Origin of the sequence: Sulfitobacter sp. 1A13679 (assembly GCF_043557115.1) — a bacterium.
Classification (GTDB): Bacteria; Pseudomonadota; Alphaproteobacteria; order Rhodobacterales; family Rhodobacteraceae; genus Sulfitobacter; species Sulfitobacter faviae.
In genome coordinates this window covers 1-21,574 of the sequence record NZ_JBIFFO010000011.1, presented here as the reverse complement: position 1 = coordinate 21,574, position 21,574 = coordinate 1, and the positions used below count along the sequence as shown (strand labels likewise).

Annotated in this window: 21 protein-coding genes; 14 read left to right on the top strand and 7 right to left on the bottom strand. The window is 62.1% G+C overall.

Features of this window, described 5'->3' with window-relative positions; genetic code table 11:
• The first annotated feature begins 39 nt into the window (after positions 1-39).
• The 4 genes from ACGYLA_RS10235 to phnN are packed head-to-tail and all read left to right on the top strand — an operon-like array spanning position 40 to position 2,957.
• Positions 40-909, top strand: a complete 870-nt coding sequence (locus ACGYLA_RS10235) for an alpha-D-ribose 1-methylphosphonate 5-phosphate C-P-lyase PhnJ (RefSeq protein ID WP_209217597.1) — start codon at positions 40-42, stop codon at positions 907-909.
• The gene (phnK, locus tag ACGYLA_RS10230; RefSeq protein WP_394432178.1) at positions 906-1,676 is read left to right on the top strand and encodes a phosphonate C-P lyase system protein PhnK; all 771 of its coding nucleotides are present in this window, start codon (positions 906-908) and stop codon (positions 1,674-1,676) included. The genes ACGYLA_RS10235 and phnK overlap by 4 nt, the downstream gene beginning before the upstream one ends.
• 52 nt (positions 1,677-1,728) lie before the next feature.
• The gene (gene phnL / locus ACGYLA_RS10225) at positions 1,729-2,412 is read left to right on the top strand and encodes a phosphonate C-P lyase system protein PhnL (RefSeq protein WP_394432176.1); all 684 of its coding nucleotides are present in this window, start codon (positions 1,729-1,731) and stop codon (positions 2,410-2,412) included.
• Positions 2,409-2,957: a phosphonate metabolism protein/1,5-bisphosphokinase (PRPP-forming) PhnN gene (phnN, locus tag ACGYLA_RS10220; protein ID WP_394432174.1), complete on the top strand. Its 549-nt coding sequence runs from the start codon at positions 2,409-2,411 to the stop codon at positions 2,955-2,957. The genes phnL and phnN overlap by 4 nt, the downstream gene beginning before the upstream one ends.
• Here phnN and ACGYLA_RS10215 read toward each other — a convergent pair.
• Positions 2,933-3,610 (bottom strand): DUF1045 domain-containing protein, encoded by a 678-nt coding sequence (locus tag ACGYLA_RS10215; protein WP_394432172.1) that lies wholly within the window; start codon positions 3,608-3,610, stop codon positions 2,933-2,935. The genes phnN and ACGYLA_RS10215 overlap by 25 nt on opposite strands.
• A gap of 47 nt (positions 3,611-3,657) precedes the next feature.
• Here ACGYLA_RS10215 and ACGYLA_RS10210 point away from each other — a divergent pair, with 47 nt between their 5' ends.
• From ACGYLA_RS10210 to ACGYLA_RS10190, 5 genes are all read left to right on the top strand, one after another.
• Positions 3,658-4,806: an alpha-D-ribose 1-methylphosphonate 5-triphosphate diphosphatase gene (locus tag ACGYLA_RS10210; RefSeq protein ID WP_394432170.1), complete on the top strand. Its 1,149-nt coding sequence runs from the start codon at positions 3,658-3,660 to the stop codon at positions 4,804-4,806.
• A gap of 210 nt (positions 4,807-5,016) precedes the next feature.
• On the top strand, positions 5,017-7,413 hold the full coding sequence (locus ACGYLA_RS10205; RefSeq protein ID WP_394432168.1) for a PAS domain S-box protein: 2,397 nt from the start codon (positions 5,017-5,019) through the stop codon (positions 7,411-7,413).
• A 60-nt stretch (positions 7,414-7,473) separates the two neighbouring features.
• On the top strand, positions 7,474-7,761 hold the full coding sequence (locus ACGYLA_RS10200) for an SH3 domain-containing protein (protein WP_209217398.1): 288 nt from the start codon (positions 7,474-7,476) through the stop codon (positions 7,759-7,761).
• Between the two features lie 164 nt (positions 7,762-7,925).
• Positions 7,926-8,861 carry a class II glutamine amidotransferase gene (locus ACGYLA_RS10195; RefSeq protein WP_394432166.1) on the top strand — a complete coding sequence of 312 codons (936 nt, stop codon included), beginning with the start codon at positions 7,926-7,928 and terminating at the stop codon, positions 8,859-8,861.
• A 22-nt stretch (positions 8,862-8,883) separates the two neighbouring features.
• Entirely contained in the window at positions 8,884-9,450 is a 567-nt protein-coding gene (locus ACGYLA_RS10190) for a poly-gamma-glutamate hydrolase family protein (protein WP_394432164.1), read from the top strand.
• Positions 9,451-9,491: 41 nt separating this feature from the next.
• Here ACGYLA_RS10190 and ACGYLA_RS10185 read toward each other — a convergent pair whose 3' ends face one another.
• The 4 genes from ACGYLA_RS10185 to ACGYLA_RS10170 all read right to left on the bottom strand — a co-directional run bounded on the left by ACGYLA_RS10185 (position 9,492) and on the right by ACGYLA_RS10170 (position 13,413).
• Entirely contained in the window at positions 9,492-10,343 is an 852-nt protein-coding gene (locus ACGYLA_RS10185; protein ID WP_394432162.1) for an ABC transporter permease, read from the bottom strand.
• A 4-nt stretch (positions 10,344-10,347) separates the two neighbouring features.
• A complete protein-coding gene (locus tag ACGYLA_RS10180) occupies positions 10,348-11,205 on the bottom strand; it encodes an ABC transporter permease (RefSeq protein WP_209217402.1) in 858 nt (285 codons plus the stop codon).
• The gene (locus ACGYLA_RS10175) at positions 11,205-12,290 is read right to left on the bottom strand and encodes an ABC transporter ATP-binding protein (RefSeq protein ID WP_394432160.1); all 1,086 of its coding nucleotides are present in this window, start codon (positions 12,288-12,290) and stop codon (positions 11,205-11,207) included. Before ACGYLA_RS10175 ends, ACGYLA_RS10180 begins: the two co-directional genes overlap by 1 nt.
• Positions 12,291-12,351: 61 nt before the next feature.
• Positions 12,352-13,413, bottom strand: coding sequence for an extracellular solute-binding protein (locus tag ACGYLA_RS10170; RefSeq protein WP_394432158.1), 1,062 nt, complete (start codon positions 13,411-13,413; stop codon positions 12,352-12,354).
• 438 nt (positions 13,414-13,851) lie between these two features.
• Here ACGYLA_RS10170 and ACGYLA_RS10165 point away from each other — a divergent pair, with 438 nt between their 5' ends.
• The gene (locus ACGYLA_RS10165; RefSeq protein WP_394432156.1) at positions 13,852-15,831 is read left to right on the top strand and encodes a TonB-dependent receptor domain-containing protein; all 1,980 of its coding nucleotides are present in this window, start codon (positions 13,852-13,854) and stop codon (positions 15,829-15,831) included.
• Positions 15,832-15,914: 83 nt separating this feature from the next.
• On the opposite strand, the gene ACGYLA_RS10160 is transcribed toward ACGYLA_RS10165, so the two are convergent.
• On the bottom strand, positions 15,915-16,202 hold the full coding sequence (locus ACGYLA_RS10160; RefSeq protein WP_394432154.1) for a DUF2218 domain-containing protein: 288 nt from the start codon (positions 16,200-16,202) through the stop codon (positions 15,915-15,917).
• Positions 16,203-16,306: 104 nt separating this feature from the next.
• On the opposite strand from ACGYLA_RS10160, the gene ACGYLA_RS10155 reads away from it, so the two are divergent.
• From ACGYLA_RS10155 to ACGYLA_RS10140, 4 genes are read left to right on the top strand one after another with little or no spacing between them, the layout of a single operon-like run.
• Positions 16,307-17,197 (top strand): siderophore ABC transporter substrate-binding protein, encoded by an 891-nt coding sequence (locus ACGYLA_RS10155; RefSeq protein WP_394432152.1) that lies wholly within the window; start codon positions 16,307-16,309, stop codon positions 17,195-17,197.
• 4 nt (positions 17,198-17,201) lie between these two features.
• Positions 17,202-18,149 carry an ABC transporter permease gene (locus ACGYLA_RS10150; protein WP_209217408.1) on the top strand — a complete coding sequence of 316 codons (948 nt, stop codon included), beginning with the start codon at positions 17,202-17,204 and terminating at the stop codon, positions 18,147-18,149.
• Positions 18,139-19,083, top strand: a complete 945-nt coding sequence (locus ACGYLA_RS10145; RefSeq protein WP_394432150.1) for an iron chelate uptake ABC transporter family permease subunit — start codon at positions 18,139-18,141, stop codon at positions 19,081-19,083. Before ACGYLA_RS10150 ends, ACGYLA_RS10145 begins: the two co-directional genes overlap by 11 nt.
• A complete protein-coding gene (locus tag ACGYLA_RS10140; protein WP_394432147.1) occupies positions 19,080-19,832 on the top strand; it encodes an ABC transporter ATP-binding protein in 753 nt (250 codons plus the stop codon). The genes ACGYLA_RS10145 and ACGYLA_RS10140 overlap by 4 nt, the downstream gene beginning before the upstream one ends.
• 223 nt (positions 19,833-20,055) lie before the next feature.
• On the opposite strand, the gene ACGYLA_RS10135 is transcribed toward ACGYLA_RS10140, so the two are convergent.
• Positions 20,056-21,574, bottom strand: a 1,519-nt coding sequence (locus ACGYLA_RS10135; protein ID WP_394432144.1) for an AAA family ATPase, incomplete at its 5' end; no start/stop codon positions are given.

Here is a 21,574-nt window from a genome sequence, read left to right as displayed (position 1 = left end):
ATGACACAGAGTGACCAAGACAGGCATGAGGACCGGGGCATGAACGACTACAATTTTGCCTATCTGGACGAGCAGACCAAGCGGATGATCCGCCGCGCGATCCTTAAAGGGCTGGCGATCCCGGGCTATCAGGTGCCCTTTGCCAGCCGCGAAATGCCGATGCCTTACGGCTGGGGCACCGGCGGGGTGCAGGTGTCTGCCGCCGTGCTGACGCCTGAGGATACGTTCAAAGTCATCGACCAAGGGGCCGACGACACGACCAACGCCGTCTCGATCCGCCGCTTTTTCCAAAAGACCGCTGGCGTCGCGGTGACCGAAGCCACGACCGAGGCCAGCGTCATCCAAACCCGGCACCGCATCCCCGAAGCCGCGCTGCGCGAGGATCAGGTGCTGGTCTATCAGGTGCCAATCCCCGAACCGCTGCGCTTTCTTGAGCCTTCGGAAGTCGAGACCCGCAAAATGCACGAGCTGGAGGAATACGGGCTGATGCATGTGAAACTTTACGAAGACATCGCCCAGCACGGCGCGATTGCCACGGCCTATGCCTATCCGGTCAAGGTCGAGGGGCGCTATGTGATGGACCCTTCGCCAATCCCGAAATTCGACAATCCGAAACTGGAAATGGCCGCGATCCAACTCTTCGGCGCGGGGCGCGAGCAGCGGATCTATGCGCTGCCGCCCTATACGCAGGTCGTCTCGCTGGATTTCGAGGACCACCCCTTTGAGGCGAGCAAGGCCGACCATCCCTGCGGCCTCTGCGGGGCCGAGGACAGCTATCTTGATGAGTTGATCGTCGATGACGCAGGCGGGCGTCTGTTCATGTGTTCCGACACGGATTATTGCGCGGCCCGTCAGGCCGCCGGGCATCGCGGAGCGGATGCGGCACCTGTGGTGGAGGGCATGGCATGACCCCCTTACTGCAAGTCGAAAACATCGCGAAATTCTATGGCGCGCGGATTGGCTGCACGGATGTGAGCTTTGATCTCTACCCCGGTGAGGTGATGGGCATCGTCGGCGAAAGCGGCTCGGGCAAGTCGACGCTGCTGAACACGCTGGCGGGGCATCTGACGCCGGATCGCGGGGCGGTGCGTTTCGACACCCATGCCGATGGGCTACGCGACACGGTGACGATGAGCGAGCCGGAGCGCCGGATGCTGTCGCGCACCGATTGGGCCTTTGTCCACCAGCACGCCCGCGACGGGCTGCGCATGAACGTCAGCGCGGGCGGCAATGTGGGTGAGCGGCTGATGGCCGTGGGCGCGCGGCATTACGGCGACATCCGCGCCAGCGCCACCGATTGGCTGGGCCGGGTGGAGATCAACGAGGACCGGATCGACGACCGGCCCTCGGCCTTCTCTGGCGGGATGCAGCAGCGTTTGCAGATCGCCCGCAACCTCGTGACCGGGCCGCGGCTGGTCTTCATGGACGAACCCACCGGCGGGCTGGACGTAAGCGTTCAAGCGCGGCTGCTCGACCTGCTGCGCGGGCTTGTGCGCGAGATGGGGCTGAGCGCCATCATCGTGACCCATGATCTGGCAGTGGTGCGGCTCTTGGCGGGTCGGTTGATGGTGATGAAGGATGGCCGTGTGGTGGAAACCGGCCTGACCGATCAGGTGCTCGACGACCCGCAGCACGGCTATACGCAGCTTTTGGTCTCTAGCGTGCTACAGGTGTGAACATGCAAAGAAAACCATTCAATTTCAGAATTATACCGAGCAAGGCTAAACCATGATACGCGTGGAAAATGTAAGCAAATCTTTCACTCTGCATAATCAGGGCGCTGCGGTGATCCCGGTGATGCGCGACGGTGAGTTGACCGTGGCGCAAGGCGAATGCGTGGCGCTGACCGGGGCGTCGGGCGCCGGGAAATCGACGCTGATGCGGATGATCTATGGCAACTACCTGACCGCCTCGGGCCGGATCATGGTGGGCGATCTGGATGTCGCCCAAGCCGCCCCGCGCGAGATACTGGAGCTGCGCCGTCATGTGCTAGGCTATGTCAGCCAGTTCCTACGCGTCGTGCCACGGGTGGCAACGCTGGATGTCGTGGCCGAGCCGCTGCGCGCGGTGGGCAGCAGCGAGGGCGAGGCACGGGCGCGGGCCGGAGAATTGCTCGCACAACTCAACATCCCCGAACGACTTTGGCAGCTCAGCCCCACGACCTTTTCCGGCGGGGAGCAGCAGCGGGTGAACATCGCGCGCGGCTTTGCGCATCCCTACCCCGTCCTGCTGCTGGACGAGCCGACGGCGAGCCTTGACGCCACCAACCGCGCCACGGTGCTGGCGCTGATCGAAGAGGCCAAGGCCCGCGGCACGGCGATTTTGGGCATCTTCCATGACGAAGCCGCCCGCGACCAAATCTGCGACCGCGAAGTGGACGTGACCCGCTTCACCCCCGGGCTGGCCGCATGAGCGGGCGTTTCATCGCGGTGGTGGGGCCATCGGGCGTGGGCAAGGACAGCGTGATGGCAGCGCTGGCGGAAGCGCGGCCCGACCTCTTCCTCGCCCGCCGCGCCATCACCCGGCCCAGCGAAGCGGGCGGCGAAGACTTCGACGGGATCGACGAGAACACGTTCCTGCGGCTGGAGGCGGAAGGCGCCTTTGCCCTCAGCTGGGCCGCGCATGGGCTGCGCTATGGCATTCCCATCGCGGCCGATATGGCGCTGGCCGAGGGGCGCGACGTGCTGGCCAACCTCTCGCGCGCGGTGTTGACCGAAGCGAAGCTCAGGTTTGACCGGTTCGAGGTGCTGTCGCTCACCGCCGCGCCCGAAGTGCTGGCCGCGCGGCTGCGGGGCCGTGGGCGCGAGAGTGAAGCGGAAATCACCGCCCGGCTGGCCCGCGCCGAACGGGCCTTGCCCGACCATATCGCCGCCATCGAGATCGACAACTCCGGCCCGCTGAAGCAGACCGTGGCACAGGCGCTGGCGGCGCTTTATCCCGAAAGGGCCGCGCGGTGAACCTCATGGAACATACCGTCTTCGGCCTGCCCCACCACCGTCAGGCTGTTCAGCACGAAGGGCCGTGGCAGATGCGGCGTGATATAGGGGGCGAGCGCTGCGGTGACCTGCGGCAGATCGCCCTTGGGCAGTTTGCCGGTCAGGGTGATGTGAAAGCGGAACGCCTCCATCACATAAGGGTAGCCCCATTGGCTGAGGTTGGCCTCTTGCACCGGGGTCAGATTGGCCTGACGCCTGCGGGCCAGTTCGGCCTCGGTCGGCGGCGCGCGGAAAGTATCGAGGCCGCGCACCACCTCGGCGGCCATGGCGTTGAGCGCGGCGGTGTCCCCCGCGGGCGTCAGCGCCAGAAACCGGCCCAGCGGGGTGAGCGCCAGCCCATCCAGCGTGACGGGCGCAAGCCGCTTGCAAAGCGTCTTGAACTCGGTCAGCACCCCGTCAGCCGATGCGCCTTCGGCCAGCACGAACGGCGGTTTGATCGTCGCATGCAGCCCGTATTTGCGCGGCGTTTCGGTCAGGGCGGCCACGTCCAGCCCCGCGACCTCAGGATGCGCCACGGCACGCCCGCGCGCCAGATCCCACCCCAGCCAAGCGGCCCCAGCCTCGGCCAATGCGCCCTTGGGCGTGTAATAGATCGCGTAGCGGTCGAACTTCATTCATCTTCTCCCTGCATCCATAGATGCGCAACAAGCGTGACCTTCACATGACAAAAGAAACCATTCTCGCCAATGCCAAAATCATTCTGCCCGATGCGGTGATCCCCGGCAGCGTGGTGCTGCGCGACGGGGTGATTGCGGATATCGCCGAAGGCTCCGCCGTGCCACAGGGGGCGGTCGATTGCGAGGGGCGCTACCTCGCCCCCGGTTTGGTGGAACTGCACACCGACAACCTTGAGCGCCATATGAAGCCGCGGCCCAAGGTCGACTGGCCACACCGTGCCGCAATCATTGCCCATGACCGCGAGTTGGCGAGCACCGGCATCACCACCGTGTTTGACGCGATCCGGGTGGGGTCGATCCTGTCGGACGCAGGGCGCAAACGTTACGGAAAATACGCCCGCGACATGGCCGATGAGATCCTGATGATGCGCGACAGCGGCGCGCTGGCGATCAGCCACCATATCCACCTGCGCGCCGAGATCTGTTCGGAAACGCTGGAGGAGGAACTGGCCGAGTTTGGCCCCGACGACAAGGTCGGCATCGTCAGCCTAATGGATCACACCCCCGGCCAGCGGCAATTCCGCGACGTGCAAAAATTCGAGGACTACGTCTGCGGCAAGAACGGCCTGCCGCGGGAGGATTTTGGCGATTACGTTACCTTCCTACATGGATTGCAGGACCGGCTTGGCGCGAAACATGAAGCGGCAGCGGTGGCGGCGGCGGCGCGCTATGGCGCAGCGCTGGCCAGCCATGACGACACCACCGCCGAACAGGTCGCGACCAGCTATGCCCATGGCGTGCGGCTGGCCGAATTCCCCACCACCCGCGAGGCGGCAGAGGCTTGCCATGCCCAAGACATCGCCACGATCATGGGCGCGCCGAACCTCGTGCGCGGCGGCTCGCATTCAGGCAATGTCGCGGCCAAGGAACTGGCGGAACTGGATCTGCTCGATATCCTGTCGTCCGACTATGTGCCCGCAGCCCTTTTGCTGGGCGCGGTGCAACTGGGCAACCTATGGGGCGACATGGCACGCGGGCTCGCCACCGTGACCCGCACGCCCGCGCATAATGCAGGGCTGACCGACCGGGGCGAGATCGCTCTGGGCGCGCGGGCCGATCTGATCCTCTTTGACATCATGAAAGACGCGCCGATCCTGGCTTCGGTCTATGCCATGGGCAACCGCGTGGCGTGACGGCGCCCTGCCCCCTGCGCATTCGCCGGTCCCGGCGGGTGCGCCTCCCTTTGATCTGCGCAAAAACCCGCCCCTTGTACGAATGTGGCTTTTTGCCCTCGTCTTGTCCCTCCATAAGGCTAGGTTAAACAAATCTGCATTTTGCAGTAACAATTTAGCCGGTCATCATGGCCGACAAGTTTGAGGAAAGTGGTGCGAGAAGCATTCAGATTGGCGAGTGATCGCCTTGGCCAGATCGTCGAAGATGCGGCCAGCGAAGTTTACCTGTTTTCAGTCGAAGATTTCACCTTCACCCTCGCCAATCGCGGCGCGCGGGAGAACCTTGGCTATTCGATGGATGAGCTGCGCGGCATGGCGGCTTGGGACATCAAGCCCGAACTCTCGCGCGAGGCGTTTCTGGAACTCGTCCAACCGCTGCTGAGCGGTGAGAAGACGACGCTGGAATATGAGACGATCCACCAACGCAAGGACGGGTCGCGCTATAACGTGCTGACCCATCTGCAATTGATCATGACTGAGAATGACACGGTCCTCTACGCGGCCATTCAGGACATCACGAAACAGAAAGAGGCCAACGCGGCGCTGACCAAGGTCTCGGCCCGGCTGGACGCGATCCTGAGCAACACGACGATGGCCATCTTCATGATGGACGACAAACAGCAATGCGTTTTCATGAACCGCGCCGCAGAAGAGCTGACCGGCTATCGGTTCGAGGAAACCGCCGGCCGACCGCTGCATGATGTGATCCACCACACCCATCCCGACGGGCGGCATTTCCCCATCGAAGACTGCGCCATCGACCGCGCCTTTCCCGAGAACCACCAGACCCAAGGGGAAGAGACCTTTGTCCATAAGGACGGCAGCTTCTACCCCGTGGGTTTCACCGCCTCCCCGATGAAGGACGAAACCGGCAAAACCGTGGGCACGGTGATCGAGGTGCGCGACCTGCGCGAAGAACTGCGCGCCCGCAATGCCGAGATCGAGTTCAACAACGCGCTGAAAACCAAGATCGAAGAGGCCATGGCCGAGCGGGACCGGCTTGAGGCGCAATTGGTGCAGGCGCAAAAGATGGAAGCCGTGGGACAGTTGACCGGCGGCATCGCGCATGACTTCAACAACCTGCTGCAAGTGGTGGGCAGCAACCTGCAACTTCTGTCGAAAGAATTGCCCGAGGGCGACGCCAAGCGGCGGTTCGTCGACAATGCCATGGCGGGCGTGTCGCGCGGGGCCAAGCTCACCGCGCAGTTGCTGGCCTTTGGGCGGCAGCAGCCCTTGGAGCCGAAACCGCAGAACCTTGGCCGATTGGTGCGGGGCATGGACGACATGCTGCGCCGCACGCTTGGCGAGGGGATCGAGGTCGAGACGGTGATCTCGGGGGGCCTGTGGAACTGTCTTGTCGATCCGGCGCAGTTGGAAAACGTGATCCTAAACCTCGCCATCAACGCGCGCGATGCAATGGCCCATCACGGCAAGCTGACGATCGAAGTGGGCAATGCCGCGCTGGATGATGCCTATACGCAGAACCATCCGAACGTGGCGCCGGGCCAATATGTCATGCTGGCGATTACCGATACCGGCGCGGGCATCCCGCCCAAGATCATGGAGAAGGTCTTTGACCCCTTCTTCACCACCAAGGAGACCGGAGAGGGCACGGGGCTGGGCCTCAGCATGGTCTACGGTTTCGTCAAACAATCCGGCGGGCACATCAAGCTTTACAGCGAAGAGAAGCAAGGCACGACCGTGCGGGTCTACCTGCCACGCACACAGCGCAAGGAGGAAAGCGCCCCGCTGCCCGCCACCACCGACACGCCCACCGGCCGTGGCGAGGTGATCCTTGTGGTCGAAGACGATGCCGCCGTGCGTGAGACTGCCGTAGATCAACTGCGCGATCTTGGCTATGACGTGCTCACCGCCGAGAATGCGGACAGTGCGCTGGCGATCGTGAAAAGCGGGGTCCAGATCAACCTGCTGTTCACCGATGTGGTCATGCCCGGCAAAATCCGCAGCCCCGAGCTTGCCCGCGAGGCCAAGGCGCATCTGCCGAATGTCGGCGTGCTCTTCACCTCGGGCTACACGCAGAACGCCATCGTTCATGCCGGACGGCTCGACGAAGGGGTCGATCTGCTGAGCAAACCCTACACCCGCGAACGGCTGGCGCTGAAAATCCATGAGATCCTCTCGCGCCAGACCAGTGCCGAGACCGCCCCGCCAGTTGCGGAGGCCGCGCCGAGCACCGATGACGCGCCGAAGGTGCTGCTGGTCGAAGACGATGCGCTGATCTGCATGGCCACGGCGGATATGCTCTCTGATCTGGGCTATGTCGTGACCGAGGCCGACAGCGTCGCCGCCGCCGAACGCAGCCTTCAGGCAGAGCGGTTCGATGTCATGTTCACCGACCTTGGCCTGCCCGATGGCTCTGGCATGGAACTGGTGCGGCATGTGACGCAGCTGCGCCCCGAAATCGCCGTGATCATCGCCTCAGGCGCCGATCCGCGGGAATATGCCGAAGGCGATGCAGAGGCGGCGCGCTATGTCAGCTTGATGAAACCCTATGACGAACATTCGTTGAAACGGGCGTTGGAGCAGTGCAAGGCGGCGGCGGAATAAGGCGGCTAGGATCAGCCCGGTTTTCGATCTATGAGGAAGAAAACAAAAGAGAGGCAGATCATGCGCAGCATTACATTCGCAGCCGTTTCCACCGCTATGTTCATCGCTGGTTGCGCGGGCGTGGCCAGTGACCGCGTCATGGTGCACCGCACCGGGCCGGATGAGCTTTTGAAACTGCGGTCCGGGCCGGGCTTGGACTTCGGGATTATCATGGGGCTGCCCGACGGCACCGTCCTGAACCGCCGGGACTGCGTGACCGAGATCGGACAATTGTGGTGCCGCGTCTCACTCGCCGATGCGCCTGAGGTGCAGGGCTATGTCTCGGCGGATTATATCTCTGACATTTGATTTATGAACTCGGGTGGCCCGTTTGCAGGGCCGCCCCCAGCCGACGGGCGCATCGCTCTGACTGCGCTGCCGCCTCCCAAGTCGATTTTCGCGCGCCTTGCTCTATCTCAGCCCTTCACACCCTTTTTCGAAGTCGCTGAAATATCTCAAGAGTAAGGAAAACCATGTGCCGCTTCCTCGCCTATATCGGACCTGAACTGCCAATCGAGTCGCTGCTCCTTGCGCCTGAGAACAGCCTGCTGAACCAAAGCCTCGACCCGGAACTGCACCCAAGCCTGCAATTGGCCGGATGGGGTTTCGCCGCCTGGAGCGACCATCTGCTGCATCCCGAAGCGCCGCTGCGCTACCACCGGCCCAAGGCCGCCTTTCACGACGACAACGCCAAATCGGTGATCCCTAGCCTTCAGGCCCATACCCTGCTGTCGCATATCCGCGCGGCCTCTTATGACGCCAGCGTGGTGCAGGCCGATGAGAACTGCCACCCATTCTCCTTTGACCATACGCCGTGGATCATCGCCCAGAACGGCGCCCTGCCCCACTGGCGGCAGTTGCAGCGTGAACTCCTGCCCCATTGCAAAGACCAATACCTCACCCAGATGCGCGGCACGACGGATACGGAATTCCTCTATGTGCTGCTGCTGTCCCTGCTGGAGGGCGACAGCGACGAAGACGTGCAGCGCGGGTTTGAAAAGCTGTTGCAGGTGATCTGCAAGGCTGCCCGCGACCTCGACCTCGCCGCGCTCACCAAACTCAAGATCGCGCTGGTCAGCCGGGAGCGGATCATCGGCGTGAACTTTGGCTGCGGCCATGAGGGCGAGACGGATGTCACAGGCGATTGGCAAAAGCTGCGGGACGAGAACCTGCCCCTGTCGATGCTGCTTGAGCCGATCTACCTGCTTACTGGGGCGAATTTTCGGGACTATGCGAACACCTATGACATCGACGCCTGCCCCGAAGGGGAGGCGACCTCGGCCATCCTCGCGTCGGAGCCTCTGACCGAAAACGCGGAGGAATGGCTGAAGATCGAATTCGGCGAGATCGTGTTTCTGGAGCGGAAGGACGGGCTGATCCGCAAAACGGTCCGCAAGCTCGACGTGTAACTTTCAGCCATAGGAGCAGTCCATGACCGATCGTTTCCAAAACTTCGCCGACCTCTCCGCCGAGATGGCCGCAGGCGTCGATTACCGCATCCGAGCCGAGGACCGGGGCAGCGCGGTCGTCATTCTGGCCCCGCATGGCGGCACGATCGAACCCGAGACGGGCCTGATCGCCGAGGCCATCGCGGGGCGCGACCTGTCGCTCTATGTCTTCGAGGCGCTAAAGCTGGGGGCGCATGGGGATTTTCACATCACCTCGCACCGTTTCGATGAGCCGCAGGCGCTGGCACTTGTCGGCGGCGCCGAGGGCGCCATCGCAGTGCATGGCCGCAAAGACGATGGCACAGAAACCGTATGGCTTGGCGGGCGGGACAAGGCGATGCGCGGGGCCATCGGCTCCGCCCTGCGCGGGGCGGGCTTCGGGGCGGAGGTAAACACCACCCTGCCCGGCCTGCATGAGACGAACATTTGCAACCGCACCCGCAAGGGCGCAGGGGTGCAGCTTGAACTGCCCCGGTCGCTGAGGCGCCATTTGGCGGAGGATTCGGATTTGCTTGAGAGGTTCAGCCGGGCGGTGCGTGCCGCACTCTAGCCGAAAGCGGCAGGCCCGGCTGGCGGGCCTGCCGAGGGGGCTTAACCCTTTTTCTGGAACAGGATCACCAGCAGCGCCAAAAGCGACGAGCCCAGCATCAAGAGCAGCGACACGGCGTTCAGCAGCGGGGTCGACCCTTCTTTCAGCCGGTCGAACATGGCGATGGTCAGCGGCGCGTCGGAGCCCACAAGCATCAGCGTGGTGTTGAAGTTCTCAAAGCTCATCAAAAACGCCACCACCACGGCCCCGACCATCGCAGGCGCAAGGAAGGGCAGCGTGATCGTGCGCACCGCCGTCAGCCGGTCCGCGCCAAGGTTCAGCGCCGCCTCTTCCAAGGTCCGGTCGAATTTCTGCAACCGGGCCGAGATCACCAGCGTGGCGATGGTAGTGATAAAGCTGAACTGCCCAAGGATGACCAACAGCAGACCGGGGCGCAGCGCCTGAATGTCAATCTGCGCCAAGTCCCAAACGCCATTGGCCAGCGTCGAGGAGAAGACCAGCACCGAGATGCCCAGCACGATGCCGGGGATCACCAGTGGCAGCAGCATCAGCACATAGAGGAACCCCTTGCCGCGGAAATCATAGCGGTTGAACAGGAAGGCGTTGGTCGTGCCCACGCATACGGAAAGCACCGCCACGCAAAGCGCCACGAAGGCCGATGTGCCCACCGCGCGAAGAATGCCGCGTTCGTGGAAAACACCGATCTGCGGACGCTCCTCGCCGAAGAACCAATTCCATGTGAACCCCTCCCACGGAAGAGACGGGAACTGGCTGTCGTTGAAGGCGAAGACCGCCACCACGGTCAGCGGCAGGGCCAGATAGAGAAAGAACAGCGCCACATAGCCACCATAGACAATGCGAAAGCTGCGCGATTGCGGGATTGTCGGGATCATTGGATCACCCCATCGTTTCCTTGAGGGTCCGGCCCGTCAGCCAGAGCATTCCCCAGACGATCACCGAAGACAGCACCAAAAGCATAAAGCCAAAGGCGGCGCCCAGCTCCCAATTGGAGCGCACGATGAACTGGTTATAGATCATTTCGGTGAACCACAGACTGTCCTTGCCGCCCAGCATTGTCGGCGTCAGGTAGTTGCCCAAGCTCAGCATGAAGACCACGATACAGCCCGACACGATACCGGGCATGGCATGGGGGATAATGATCTCACGCAAGACGGAAAGCCCGCTGCCGCCCAGATCATAGCCCGCCTCGATCACGCTGTCGTCGAGGCTTTCCAGCGTGGTGACAAGCGGCACCACCATGAAAAGCATAGAGGTATAGACCAGCCCCACCATCATCGTGGCATCGGTGTAAAGCAGCTCGACCGGACGGTCGGCCAGCCCCACCCATTGCAACAGGTTCGAGACGAGACCCGTCTCGCGCAGCAGGATCATCCAGCCAAAGGTGCGCACCAGTTCGGAGACGTAAAACGGGATCAGGCAGAGCAGGAACAACACCTGCTGCAAGCGCCCCTTCGCCATTTTGGCGATGTAATAGGCCACTGGAAAGGCGATCAGCAGCGTCAGCGCGGTGGCCAGCACCGACATCACCGCCGTGCGCCAGAAGGTGCGCAAGTAAAGCGGTTCGGTCAGCGCCTTTTCATATTGCGCCAGACTGGTTTCATAGACGCCAAAGCTGATCCGCTCGCGTAGCGAAATCAGCAGCATGTCGATATGCGGGATGATGATCAAAAGTCCCAGCCACAGCACCAAGGGCGTCAGCAGCAGGTAGAATGTCAGTCGGGATTGGCTGCGCATCACGCGACCCCAAAGCAGGTCGCCTGCCCCGCGCCCCAGCCGATATGCACCACGTCGCCGCGTTTCAGGCTTGAGAACTCCCCCGATTGCGGCAGCGTGACTTCGAGCGTCTCACCCACATCATCCTGCACCAAGACGCGGGAAGCCGCGCCGTTGAACAGCAGGCTGGTGACGGTGCCCTTTAGCTGATTGTCGAACCCCGACAGCGCATCGGCACTGGCAGCCAGCCGAATGGATTCGGGCCGCACGAAAATCTCGGCCTTTGCCCCTTGGACAAGGCCCACGCCGGTGGCGCGCATGGCAAGCCCGCTGTCGGTGCGCAGTTGCAGGGCGTCGCCCTCCACCCGTTCGATCCGGCCCTTCCAGCGGTTCGATTCCCCGATGAAACCGGCGACGAAGGGCGTTTCGGGGCGGTAGTAGAGGTCTTGACCCCGGCCCACCTGCTCGAACTGACCATTGCTCATCACCGCGATCTGGTCGGACATCACCAGCGCTTCGGATTGGTCGTGGGTGATATAGACGAATGTCGTGTCAAAGGCAGCTTGCAGCGATTTCAGCTCAACCTTCATATGTTCGCGCAGCTTGAGGTCCAGCGCCCCCAGCGGCTCATCCAGCAGCAGCACGTCAGGCTCCAACACCATGCAGCGCGCGATGGCGACCCGTTGTTTCTGCCCGCCCGAAAGCTCATCCGCCTTGCGCGCGCCGATGCCCGGCAGGCCGATCCGGTCAAGCGCCTCGTCGACTTTACGCGCGATCTCGGCCTTGGGCATGCCGCGACGGCGCAGCCCGTAGCCGATATTTTCGGCAATCGTCATCATCGGGAAAAGCGCCAGATGTTGGAACACCATGTTCACCGGGCGCTTGTTCGGCGGCGTATCGAGCACCGAGCCGCCCTTGATCCGAATGTCACCAGAGGTGGGGTCGAGAAACCCCGCGATCATCCGCATGATTGTTGTTTTGCCGCAGCCCGAAGGCCCGAGGATGGAGAAGAAACTGCCGGGCGGCACCGTGAAGGAGACGTTGTTAACAGCGGTGGTATCGCCGAACCGCTTAACGAGGTCGACGCATTCCAGATCTGGGGTCATGTGTATTCCGTATAAAGATGCGACACCCCCGAAATGAGGGTGCCGCTCGTAGGGTCAGTTATCAGTTGGCAGCTTGGACGCGGTCCAGCACTTCGCCTTCGATGGTTTCCAGACCGGCGGGCACCGGCGGATACCATTTGATATTGTCGACGGCTTCTTGCGGGAAGCTGTTCTGATACTTGGCTTTCAGGCTGTCTTCGGCAAACTCATCCGCGCCTGCGGAGGCCGTGAAGTTGCCCGCCGCTGCGGTGATCATCGCCGCGACTTCCGGCTGCATGACGAAGTTGATCCACTCATAGGCCACATCGTCGGCCTGCCCTTTGGCGGGCAGAACGAAGGTGTCGATCCAGCCCAGCGCACCCGAGGCCGGGGCCACAAAGGTGATGTCGGCGTTGTCGTCGTTCAGCTTCCAGCCGCCGGTGTCCCATGCCATCGAGGCGGTCACTTCGCCCGAGCGCAGCAGGTTCATCAGCTCATCGCCGCCGCCCCAGTAGGTTTTGACGTTCTCTTTACATTCGATCAGCTTCTCTTCGACCTTGCCCATGATCTCGGCATATTTTGCCTCGTCGTCGTAGGCGGCAAAGGGGTCTTCACCCATGGCGAAGGCGAAACCGATGAGCGTCGGACGCTTCAGGCGGTAGGACACTTTGCCCGCCACTTCGGGCGCGCAGAGGTCGGTGTAATCCTTGACCGTGTCACCCGCTTCGGCGGTGTTCATCACCAGACCGGAGGTGCCCCAGACATGCGGCACGCCATAGACGTCGCCGTTCACGGTGGTGTTGGCCATGGTCGCGTCGAGCATGGAGGGGATGAAAAGCTCTTTGTTCAGCTTGGAGACATCGATCGGCTTGTAGATGCCGAATTCCATCTGCGGCCCCATGATGCGGTCTTGCGAAGGCTGGGCGAGGTCGAAACCACCGCCGCCCGTGGCGCGCAGCTTGGCGATCATCTCTTCGTTGTTGGATTTCGTGACTTCGACGGTATGGCCGGTCTCTTCTTCGAATTTCGCGACCACGTCCTCAGGTGCGTAGCCGCCCCATGTCAAAAGGCGCAGCGTGTCGGCTTGGGCCACGGAGGCGAGCCCCGCCAGCATGGTGCCGGCCAGCAGAATGGTTCTTGTCATGGGAAATCCTCTTTCTAGTGTACTCATTGTCGGCAGAATGCGCGCGTTAGACCAGTTGGTCAATTTATACTTCGGCGCATCGCGGCTCCTTGTGGCCTGAGAGTGCAAAAGATTTGTGACAGTGGCGGAAAATGCCGTTTGTTTTAGCAGGGTTGCTTTCGGCGGCAGCAGCCATGCGCCGGGGGGCTGACGGAGCCGCCTGCGCTTTCGGGGACAAAGGGAATTGCACCTTTTCGCGGTCCGGGCCGCCCATTTTACAAGGTGATCCACAGCCCCGCGCCCCTGCTCCCGACCCCTTACCTTTACCCAAAAGACACAGGTAGTTCCTCGCCAAAATCATGCCTCTTGAGATTCCTGACAGTTTCTATAAGGAATCGCCGCAACGCCGTCCGGGGGGCGCTTTTCCGGGTCCGGGCCGTTTGAGTAAGGGGAAATTTGATGAAGCCGACACATGCATTTGCTTGCCTTGCCGCGGGGATGATTCCCGTCGCTGGCCAAGCGCAGAGCAATAACGACGAAGCCTTTCTGGGGACCATCGTTCTTGAGATGCCAGCCGTTCCGGGGATGGAAGACGATGACATCTCAATTTCCAGCGAAGGGCTGGCGCTGAGCAACCCCGCCGATCTGTCCGAGCTTTTCGTGGCCGAGCCCACCATCGCGGTCGGCAGTTCGATCCCGATGTCGCAGAAGGTCTATGTGAACGGGATCGAGGAGAACAACCTCGCCATTTCCATCGACGGCGCGCGGCAGAACAACAAGGTGTTCCACCACAATACCACCACGCTGATCGACCCCGCGCTGCTGAAAGCCGCCCGCGTCGACCCCGGCGTAGCCCCCGCCGATGCTGGTCCCGGCGCCTTGGGCGGCGCGCTGGCCTATGAGACCAAAGACGCGAGCGACCTGCTGGCCCCGGACGAGACCTTTGGCGGGCGCTACAAGCTGGAATACGACAGCAACGGCGACATCTTCTCGAACAGCCTGTCGGTCTATGGCCGCGAGGGCGGGTTTGAATACCTCGGCTTTGCAAAGGTCGCCGATGGCGGGCTGCGCGAAGATGGCAATGGGGACGAAATCATCGGCTCCGGCACCGATCTGCTCAGCGGGCTGGGCAAACTGGCCTATGAGGCGCAAAGCGGCGACCGGGTCGAGCTGTCTTACGAACGGGTGGTCGACGATGAAATCCGGCCCTACCGGGCGAACCTCGGTGCCATCGTCGGGGGCCGCCCGCTTCCCGCAGACCGCCCCTATGATCTGGAGCGCACCAATATCGTCCTGAGCTACAGCGACACCACGCCGACGGCGATGTGGAACCCCACCGCGCGGCTGGCCTATAGCGGGACCAAACTGGTCAACGACGAGTCGGCGCTGTCGACCAATTCGATCACCAGCGGTGAAACCATGAGCCTAAGCGGCGAATTTTCAAACCGTTTCGCACTGAGCTGGGGTGAGTTGAACGCAGGTCTCGACTTCTACTCCGACGAAGCCGATCTGGACTATCTCGCCCTCTCCTCCGGCGCGCGTGAGGCGGCGACGGAGAAGCTCAGCAATATCGGTCTTTTCGCCCAAGCGCGGATGGAGCCCAGCAGCAATACGCGGCTGTCCTTCGGGGCGCGGGCCGATTTTCAGGATTTCGAGGGGACCGACGGTTCCTCGCAGTCTGAATCGGGCCTCTCGGGCAATATCTCGGGCGAATATGACGTCTCGGACGACCTGACGATCAGCGCGGGCTATTCCCATGTCTGGGGCGGTCTGGAACTGGCCGAGAACTATATCCTCAACCCCGCGTGGGACTATGGTTCCGGCATCGAGGAAGTCACCGCCGATAACCTCTACCTCGCCGCGAATTACACCATGGGCGCATGGGTCCTCGACGGTAAGCTTTTCGCTACCAACATCGACAACGCCCGCGCCGCCAGCTATCGCGGTGGCCCGGCCTTCACTGCGGATGTGCAATCGCGCGGCTTCGAACTGGGTCTCGGCACCGCATGGGAAGATGGTTTCTTCCGCGCTGGCTTTGCCCGCATCGACACCGAGATCAATGGCCGCTCTGCCGACTCCTACTACGGCAACTACCTGACCATGCCGATGGGCGATTTCCTGACCTTCCAAGTGGCGCATCGTTTGAACAACGGGGTTCTCTTGGGTGGCGATGTGCAGGTGGCCTTCGACTTTGACGACACCTATGACGCCGCCACAGGCGGCAGCGGGCCGGAGTTGGACGGCTACACGATCGCCAATGTCTTTGCCGAATACACGCCCAAGCGGATGGACAACCTGACCCTGCGCGCCGAGGTGAACAACCTCTTCGATGAGCAATACAGCAGCCGCGCCACCTATGGCCAAGAGTTCGTGGGCGAAGTGGAGCCGCTGACCGAGCCCGGCCGCTCTATCCGCGTCAGCGCCGAGATCGTCTTCTGATCTAAGGCAATGCTTGGCTGAACTCCGGTTTGGCCCTTTACCCGGCGCCGATTACGGCGCCGGGATTTTCTGTGAAGGGTGGTCTATTCGACCGTCCAAACCATGTTCTTTTCCGTTTCCCGGAAGGCGAAAGTTTCAAGATGCCGGTCAATGACACTATGCAGCGCAGGCACCATCTCGGGATCGTCGAGCGCCGCCGTGACAGTGAGGCCCTTGCTGTCCGCCGTCATATAGGCCGTGCCCATTTCAAAAGCGGCCCAGCCCTTTTCACTGTCGTAAGATGTCTCGATCTTATGGCCGAAATGTTTGCACAGCTGCTGCAAGTATTTCGAGCCGTTCTCGGTTTGGTAAAATCCTGTGGTCGTCGGCATGGCGCTCTCTCCGGATGCATTTTCTGCCTTAGTCCTAAGCCGGGCCATGGAAATGGTAAACACCGCCCTGGCTCCCCCTCCTCCCTGATGAAAGAGTTACCGCTATGATCAAACCCCTTGCCCTTCTGGCCCTGCTTCTCGCCACACCCACGCTGGCCGAGACCGTGACCGTCGACACCGCGCGCGGCCCCGCCGAGGCACCGCTCACCCCCGCGACAGTCGCGGTTTACGATCTGGCGGCCTTCGACAGCCTCACCGCGCTTGGCGTTGCGCCGCAGGGTTTGGTGCGCCCGGTCTATCTGTCCTATCTTGAAGAGGCGGCAGCGGGGACCGAGGTCATCGGCTCTCTTTTCGAGCCGGATTACGAAGCGCTTTTTGCCCTGAACCCCGACCTGATCATCGCCGGGGGCCGGAGCTCCGAACAGGTGCCGGAACTGGCGCGGATCGCACCGACGCTGGACATGACCATTTGGCAAGACACCATTGGCGAAGGGCTGACCCGGCTGGAAGCCTATGGCAAGATCTTTGACAAAGAGGATGAGGCCGCAGCCCTGACGAGCGCCTTTCAAGACAAGCTCACCCAGACCAAAGAGGCGTTGGCGGGCAAAGGCCGCGCGCTAATCGTGATGACCAACGGCCCCAAGATCAGCGCATATGGGGCCGGCGGTCGCTTTGGCTGGCTGCACGAGGCGCTTGGCCTGCCCGAAGCGGTCGAGGGTGTCGAGATGGCCAACCACGGTGAGGCGATCAGCTTTGAGTTCATCCGCGAGGCTAACCCCGACATCCTGCTGGTGATCGACCGGATGGCGGCCATCGGTCAGGAAAGCGAAGGCGCGCGTGCGACGCTCGACAACGCATTGGTGCATGAGACGACTGCATGGGAAACCGGCCAAGTCGTGCATCTGAGCGCCGCGCCCATCTACATCGCAGGCGGCGGCATCCAGTCGATGACCCGCACGCTGGATGAGATCAACGCCGCCCTGACGGAGCAGTAAGCCCGTGGCGCTCGCCCTTGCCTGTCTCCTTGTGGTCCTATCGGTCGCCTCGCTTTTCGTCGGGGTGATCGACCTGTCCTGGGCGGCGCTTTGGTCTGATCCGGCGGCCTTGGAGCTGCTGGTGGTCAGCCGCGCGCCGCGCACCATCGCCGTGGTGATCTCGGGCGGGGCTTTGGCGGTGAGCGGGGCCATCATGCAGATGCTGGTGCGCAACCGGTTCGTCGAACCGATGACCGCGGGCACGGGCCAAGGCGCGGCGCTTGGTATCCTTTTGGTCACCCTCTTCGCGCCGGGGGCCTCCATCTTCGTTAAGATGGTTCTCGCCTCCCTCACCGCCCTTGCGGCGGGCGCGGGGTTTCTGGCCATCGTGCAGCGCCTGCCCCCAACCCAGCCCTTGCTGGTGGCGCTGGTGGGGCTGATCTACGGCGGCATCCTTGGGGCGGCGGTCACCTTCATCGCCTATCAGGCGGACCTGCTGCAATATGTCGAGATCTGGATGAACGGTGAGTTCTCCGGGGTGTTGCAGGGCCGGTATGAGTTGCTTTGGCTGGTGGCGCTGGTGGCGGCGCTGACCTATCTCGCCGCCGATCAATTCGCGATCATCGGCATGGGCCGCACGGCCAGCATCAACCTTGGCCTGAATTATGGGCAGACGATGGTGCTGGGGCTGCTGGCCATCTCCATCGTCACCGCCCTGACCGTGGTGACAGTGGGGCTGATCCCCTTTGTCGGGCTGGTCGTGCCCAATATCGTGGCCCGGCTGGCAGGCGACAATCTGCGGCGGAGCCTGCCGCTCACTGCGATGACCGGCGCGGGCCTCGTGCTGCTGTGCGACATTCTCGGACGGCTGATCCGCTATCCTTATGAGATCCCCGTGGGCACGGTATTCGGCGTGGTGGGCGCCCTGCTGTTCCTGTGGTTGCTGCATGGGCCCAAACGCCATGTATCCTAAGCGTCTTTGGTGGCTTCTGGCGCTGCTGGGCCTCTGCATCGCGCTCTATCTCGGACTCGGCGCGCGGGGGAACTGGGGCTTTGTCCTATCGTTTCGCGCCAATAAATTGATCGCCCTGCTGCTGGTCGCCGTCTCCGTCTCGACCGCCACGGTGCTGTTCCAGACCATCACCCGCAATCACATTCTGACCCCTTCGGTCATGGGGTTCGATGCACTTTATCTGCTAACGCTGACGGTGCTGATCTTCGTGCTCGGCGGCCAGACTTTTACCCAACTCCCCGAAATCGCGCAGTTTCTGGTGAACAGCCTCCTGCTGATGGGGGCCGCACTGGCGCTTTTCGGCACGCTCTTGCGCCGCGGCGGGCATGATCTGTTTCGCATGATCCTGACGGGCATCATCTTTGCCGGGCTCTTTCGTTCGGTCTCAAGCTTTCTGCAACGGGTCATCGACCCCAATGAATTCATGGTCGTACAGGCCAATGCCTTTGCCCGTTTTGGCCGCGTCGACACGCCCCTTCTCACCCTCGCCGCCCTCTTGACCGGCGGCGCGCTGGCCGCCGCTTGGCGGATGCGCCACCGGCTCGACGTGCTGTCGCTGGGCGATGAAAGCGCCGTTAACCTTGGCGAAGACCCGAAGCGAGGCATGTTCCAAGTGCTGGTCCTCGTGTCGATCCTCGTCTCGGTCTCGACCGCGCTGGTGGGGCCGATGGCCTTTCTCGGCCTCTTAGTGGTCAGCGTGGCGCGGCAGATCACTCCGGTGATGTTTCATAGCGTCATGCTGCCCTCGGCGGGACTGGTATCGGCCATCACGCTGGTCGGCGGGCAGATGGTGCTGGAGCGCGCCCTGCGCTCCTCGACCCCGCTTGTCGTCATTGTCGATGTGCTTGGCGGCCTTGTCTTTCTAATCCTGCTGCTGCGGAGGAAACCCAGATGATCACCATCCGTGACCTGAACCATGACCGGGACGGCAAGCCGACCCTGCGCGAGATCGATCTGACCTTGCAGAGCGGCGGGATCACGGCGCTGATCGGCCCCAACGGCGCGGGGAAATCGACGCTCCTGTCGCTGATAGCCCGGCTGATCCCGCTTCAGCACGGACAGATCATGGTCGATGACCTGCAAATCGGCGCCTGCGCGAACGACGCATTGGCCCGACGCTTGGCCATTCTGCCCCAAACCAGCGATGCGGCCCCCCTGCTGACGGTTCGCGAGTTGGTAAGCTTTGGCCGCTACCCCTACCACAAGGGCCGCCCGAGCGCGGAAGACCGCGAAAAGGTAGAGGCAGCACTGGCGACCTTCGACCTTGCCCCCCTCGCCGAGCGCCGCCTCGACACGCTGTCAGGCGGTCAACGCCAGCGCGCGCAGGTGGCCATGACCTTCGCGCAGGAAACGGATTATATCCTGCTCGACGAGCCGCTTAACAACCTCGACATCGCGGCCTCGCGCGGCCTGATGCACACATTACAAGACCTCGCCCGCACCCATGGCCGGACCATCGTGATCGTGCTGCACGATATCAATTACGCCGCCGCCTACGCCGATCAAATCGTGGCGATGAAGGACGGACGGATCACGCATCACGGCGCAGCGCGCGAGGTCGTGACGGATGCGATGCTTTCGGAGGTTTATGGGACCTCGGCTCGGGTGCATCGTATTGGGGATACGGTTGTGGTGGCTGTTTGAGGGGGGGGCGATTGGCTAATGCCGCATCCCATTTTTGCGCTGCAGGAAAGGAGCGTTCTATCCCCTCCTGAGAACGAGAAAAGCCGCCTAAGTAGGCGGCTTAATCTAATTCTTCTCTAGGAGAAGTTGGCTCCGGCGGTAGGGATCGGAGCGAATTTCGGATCTAGGCATTCAAGATTTTGTTATTGCTCACTTTTAAATCCATCGAAGCATGCTCATTTTTCTATATGTGCAACCAACTGTGCAACCATTTGTGAAACTTTTCAAGCCGTGGACCAATCGCCTCGAAGCCGCGGTGCTTAGCTATTGCCGTGGCTGGACCGAAGGCTTTCAGACCCGTTGATGCGCGCCGGTCAACAACCGAATTTCGGCAATTCGTGTTTTTTCCGCATAAGAGTTCTGAAATGCGATCGGCTGAAAACTCACGCTCTTCGACCATCGTTACTGCGATCCGAAGGATATCTTTTCGGTAGGTCTGGATGATCTTACGGGCGATCTCCTCCGCGGCTCCTAAACAATTCTCCACATCGGCGTTTGCAGCGTGTGCGGTTCCGTACCGCAGTGTGATATCGATCGGAATGTGCGCAAGCTGAGTACCCAAGCCCCATTCAAATAGGGCGCGGCCAGCGAGGCGCGTTGCTTCGGCGAGGTCCGAGCTGGGCCCAAGCCCGGCTCCGTTAGAAACACTGCCCAGGATAACCTGTTCCGCAGCCCGCCCGGCCATCAGCGTCGCAATACGGTGCCGGACAGTTGTTTGGCATTCCAAGGGGCTTTCCGGAATTTCAACGGATCCGCCAGTGTTTGTCAGCACAGCCTTTCTGGCGGGCGGAATGCCGAGATGATGGGCAACGACGATGTGACCGGCCTCGTGGACAGCCATACGCCAGAGCAGGTATTGATCATGAGGCCGTGCGATCCTTGATGCGGCATCCTGCAGGTGTTGGTCTTGCAATTCAACGGCTTCTGATCGAGCCAATCCGAGCGCTTCGCGAACAATTCCCACAACCTGGGCTCCGGATGCTCCCAACAGCTGATTTGCGATGGGCGCAAGGTCAAACTGGCCTTCGGGCTTTCCGATTGCCTTCGCGAGAATGCGGATGATCGCAGCGCGTTCCGGATGGCCGATCTGCAAGTGGGTGTCGAAACGTCCGGTGCGGATGATCGCCGGGTCAATCATATCGCGGTAGTTCGTGGCCCCCATCACCACCACGCCCGGCGTGTCGTTGAGCACGGACAGGTGTTCGAGCAGCCCATTGACCACGCCGACAATGTAATCGTTTCGGCGGCTAGGCACGTTCCGGTGGGTGAAGGAGTCCAACTCGTCGAGAAAGAATACACTGGGGGCGTTCCGGATGGCTTCGTTAACCTTGTCAGACAGTGCGCGAAGCATGTCACCTTGATGGCCATGCCGCTGACAATCGGAATAGCTTGTCGAGATCAGAGGCACCTCAAGGGAACCCGCCAATGCCGCTGCGAGCAACGTTTTACCGTTTCCCGGCGGGCCATACAAAAGGACGGAAGCGGGGACCTCTGACCACGCCAGGTTTCTGGAACGCCACGCTCCGATGTCAGCGACCAAACGATCCATGCGGTCGCGTGCGGCGTCATTCAGCACAACATCTTCCAAGGTTTTTCCGGTAGGTTTCCGGAGGCGGGCCGCTGCGTGATCATGCCCCATAGCGTGGTGTAACTCGCGGCTGGCCGGGCGCTTTCGACGGCCGAGCTGATCAGTCCGTCTGAGT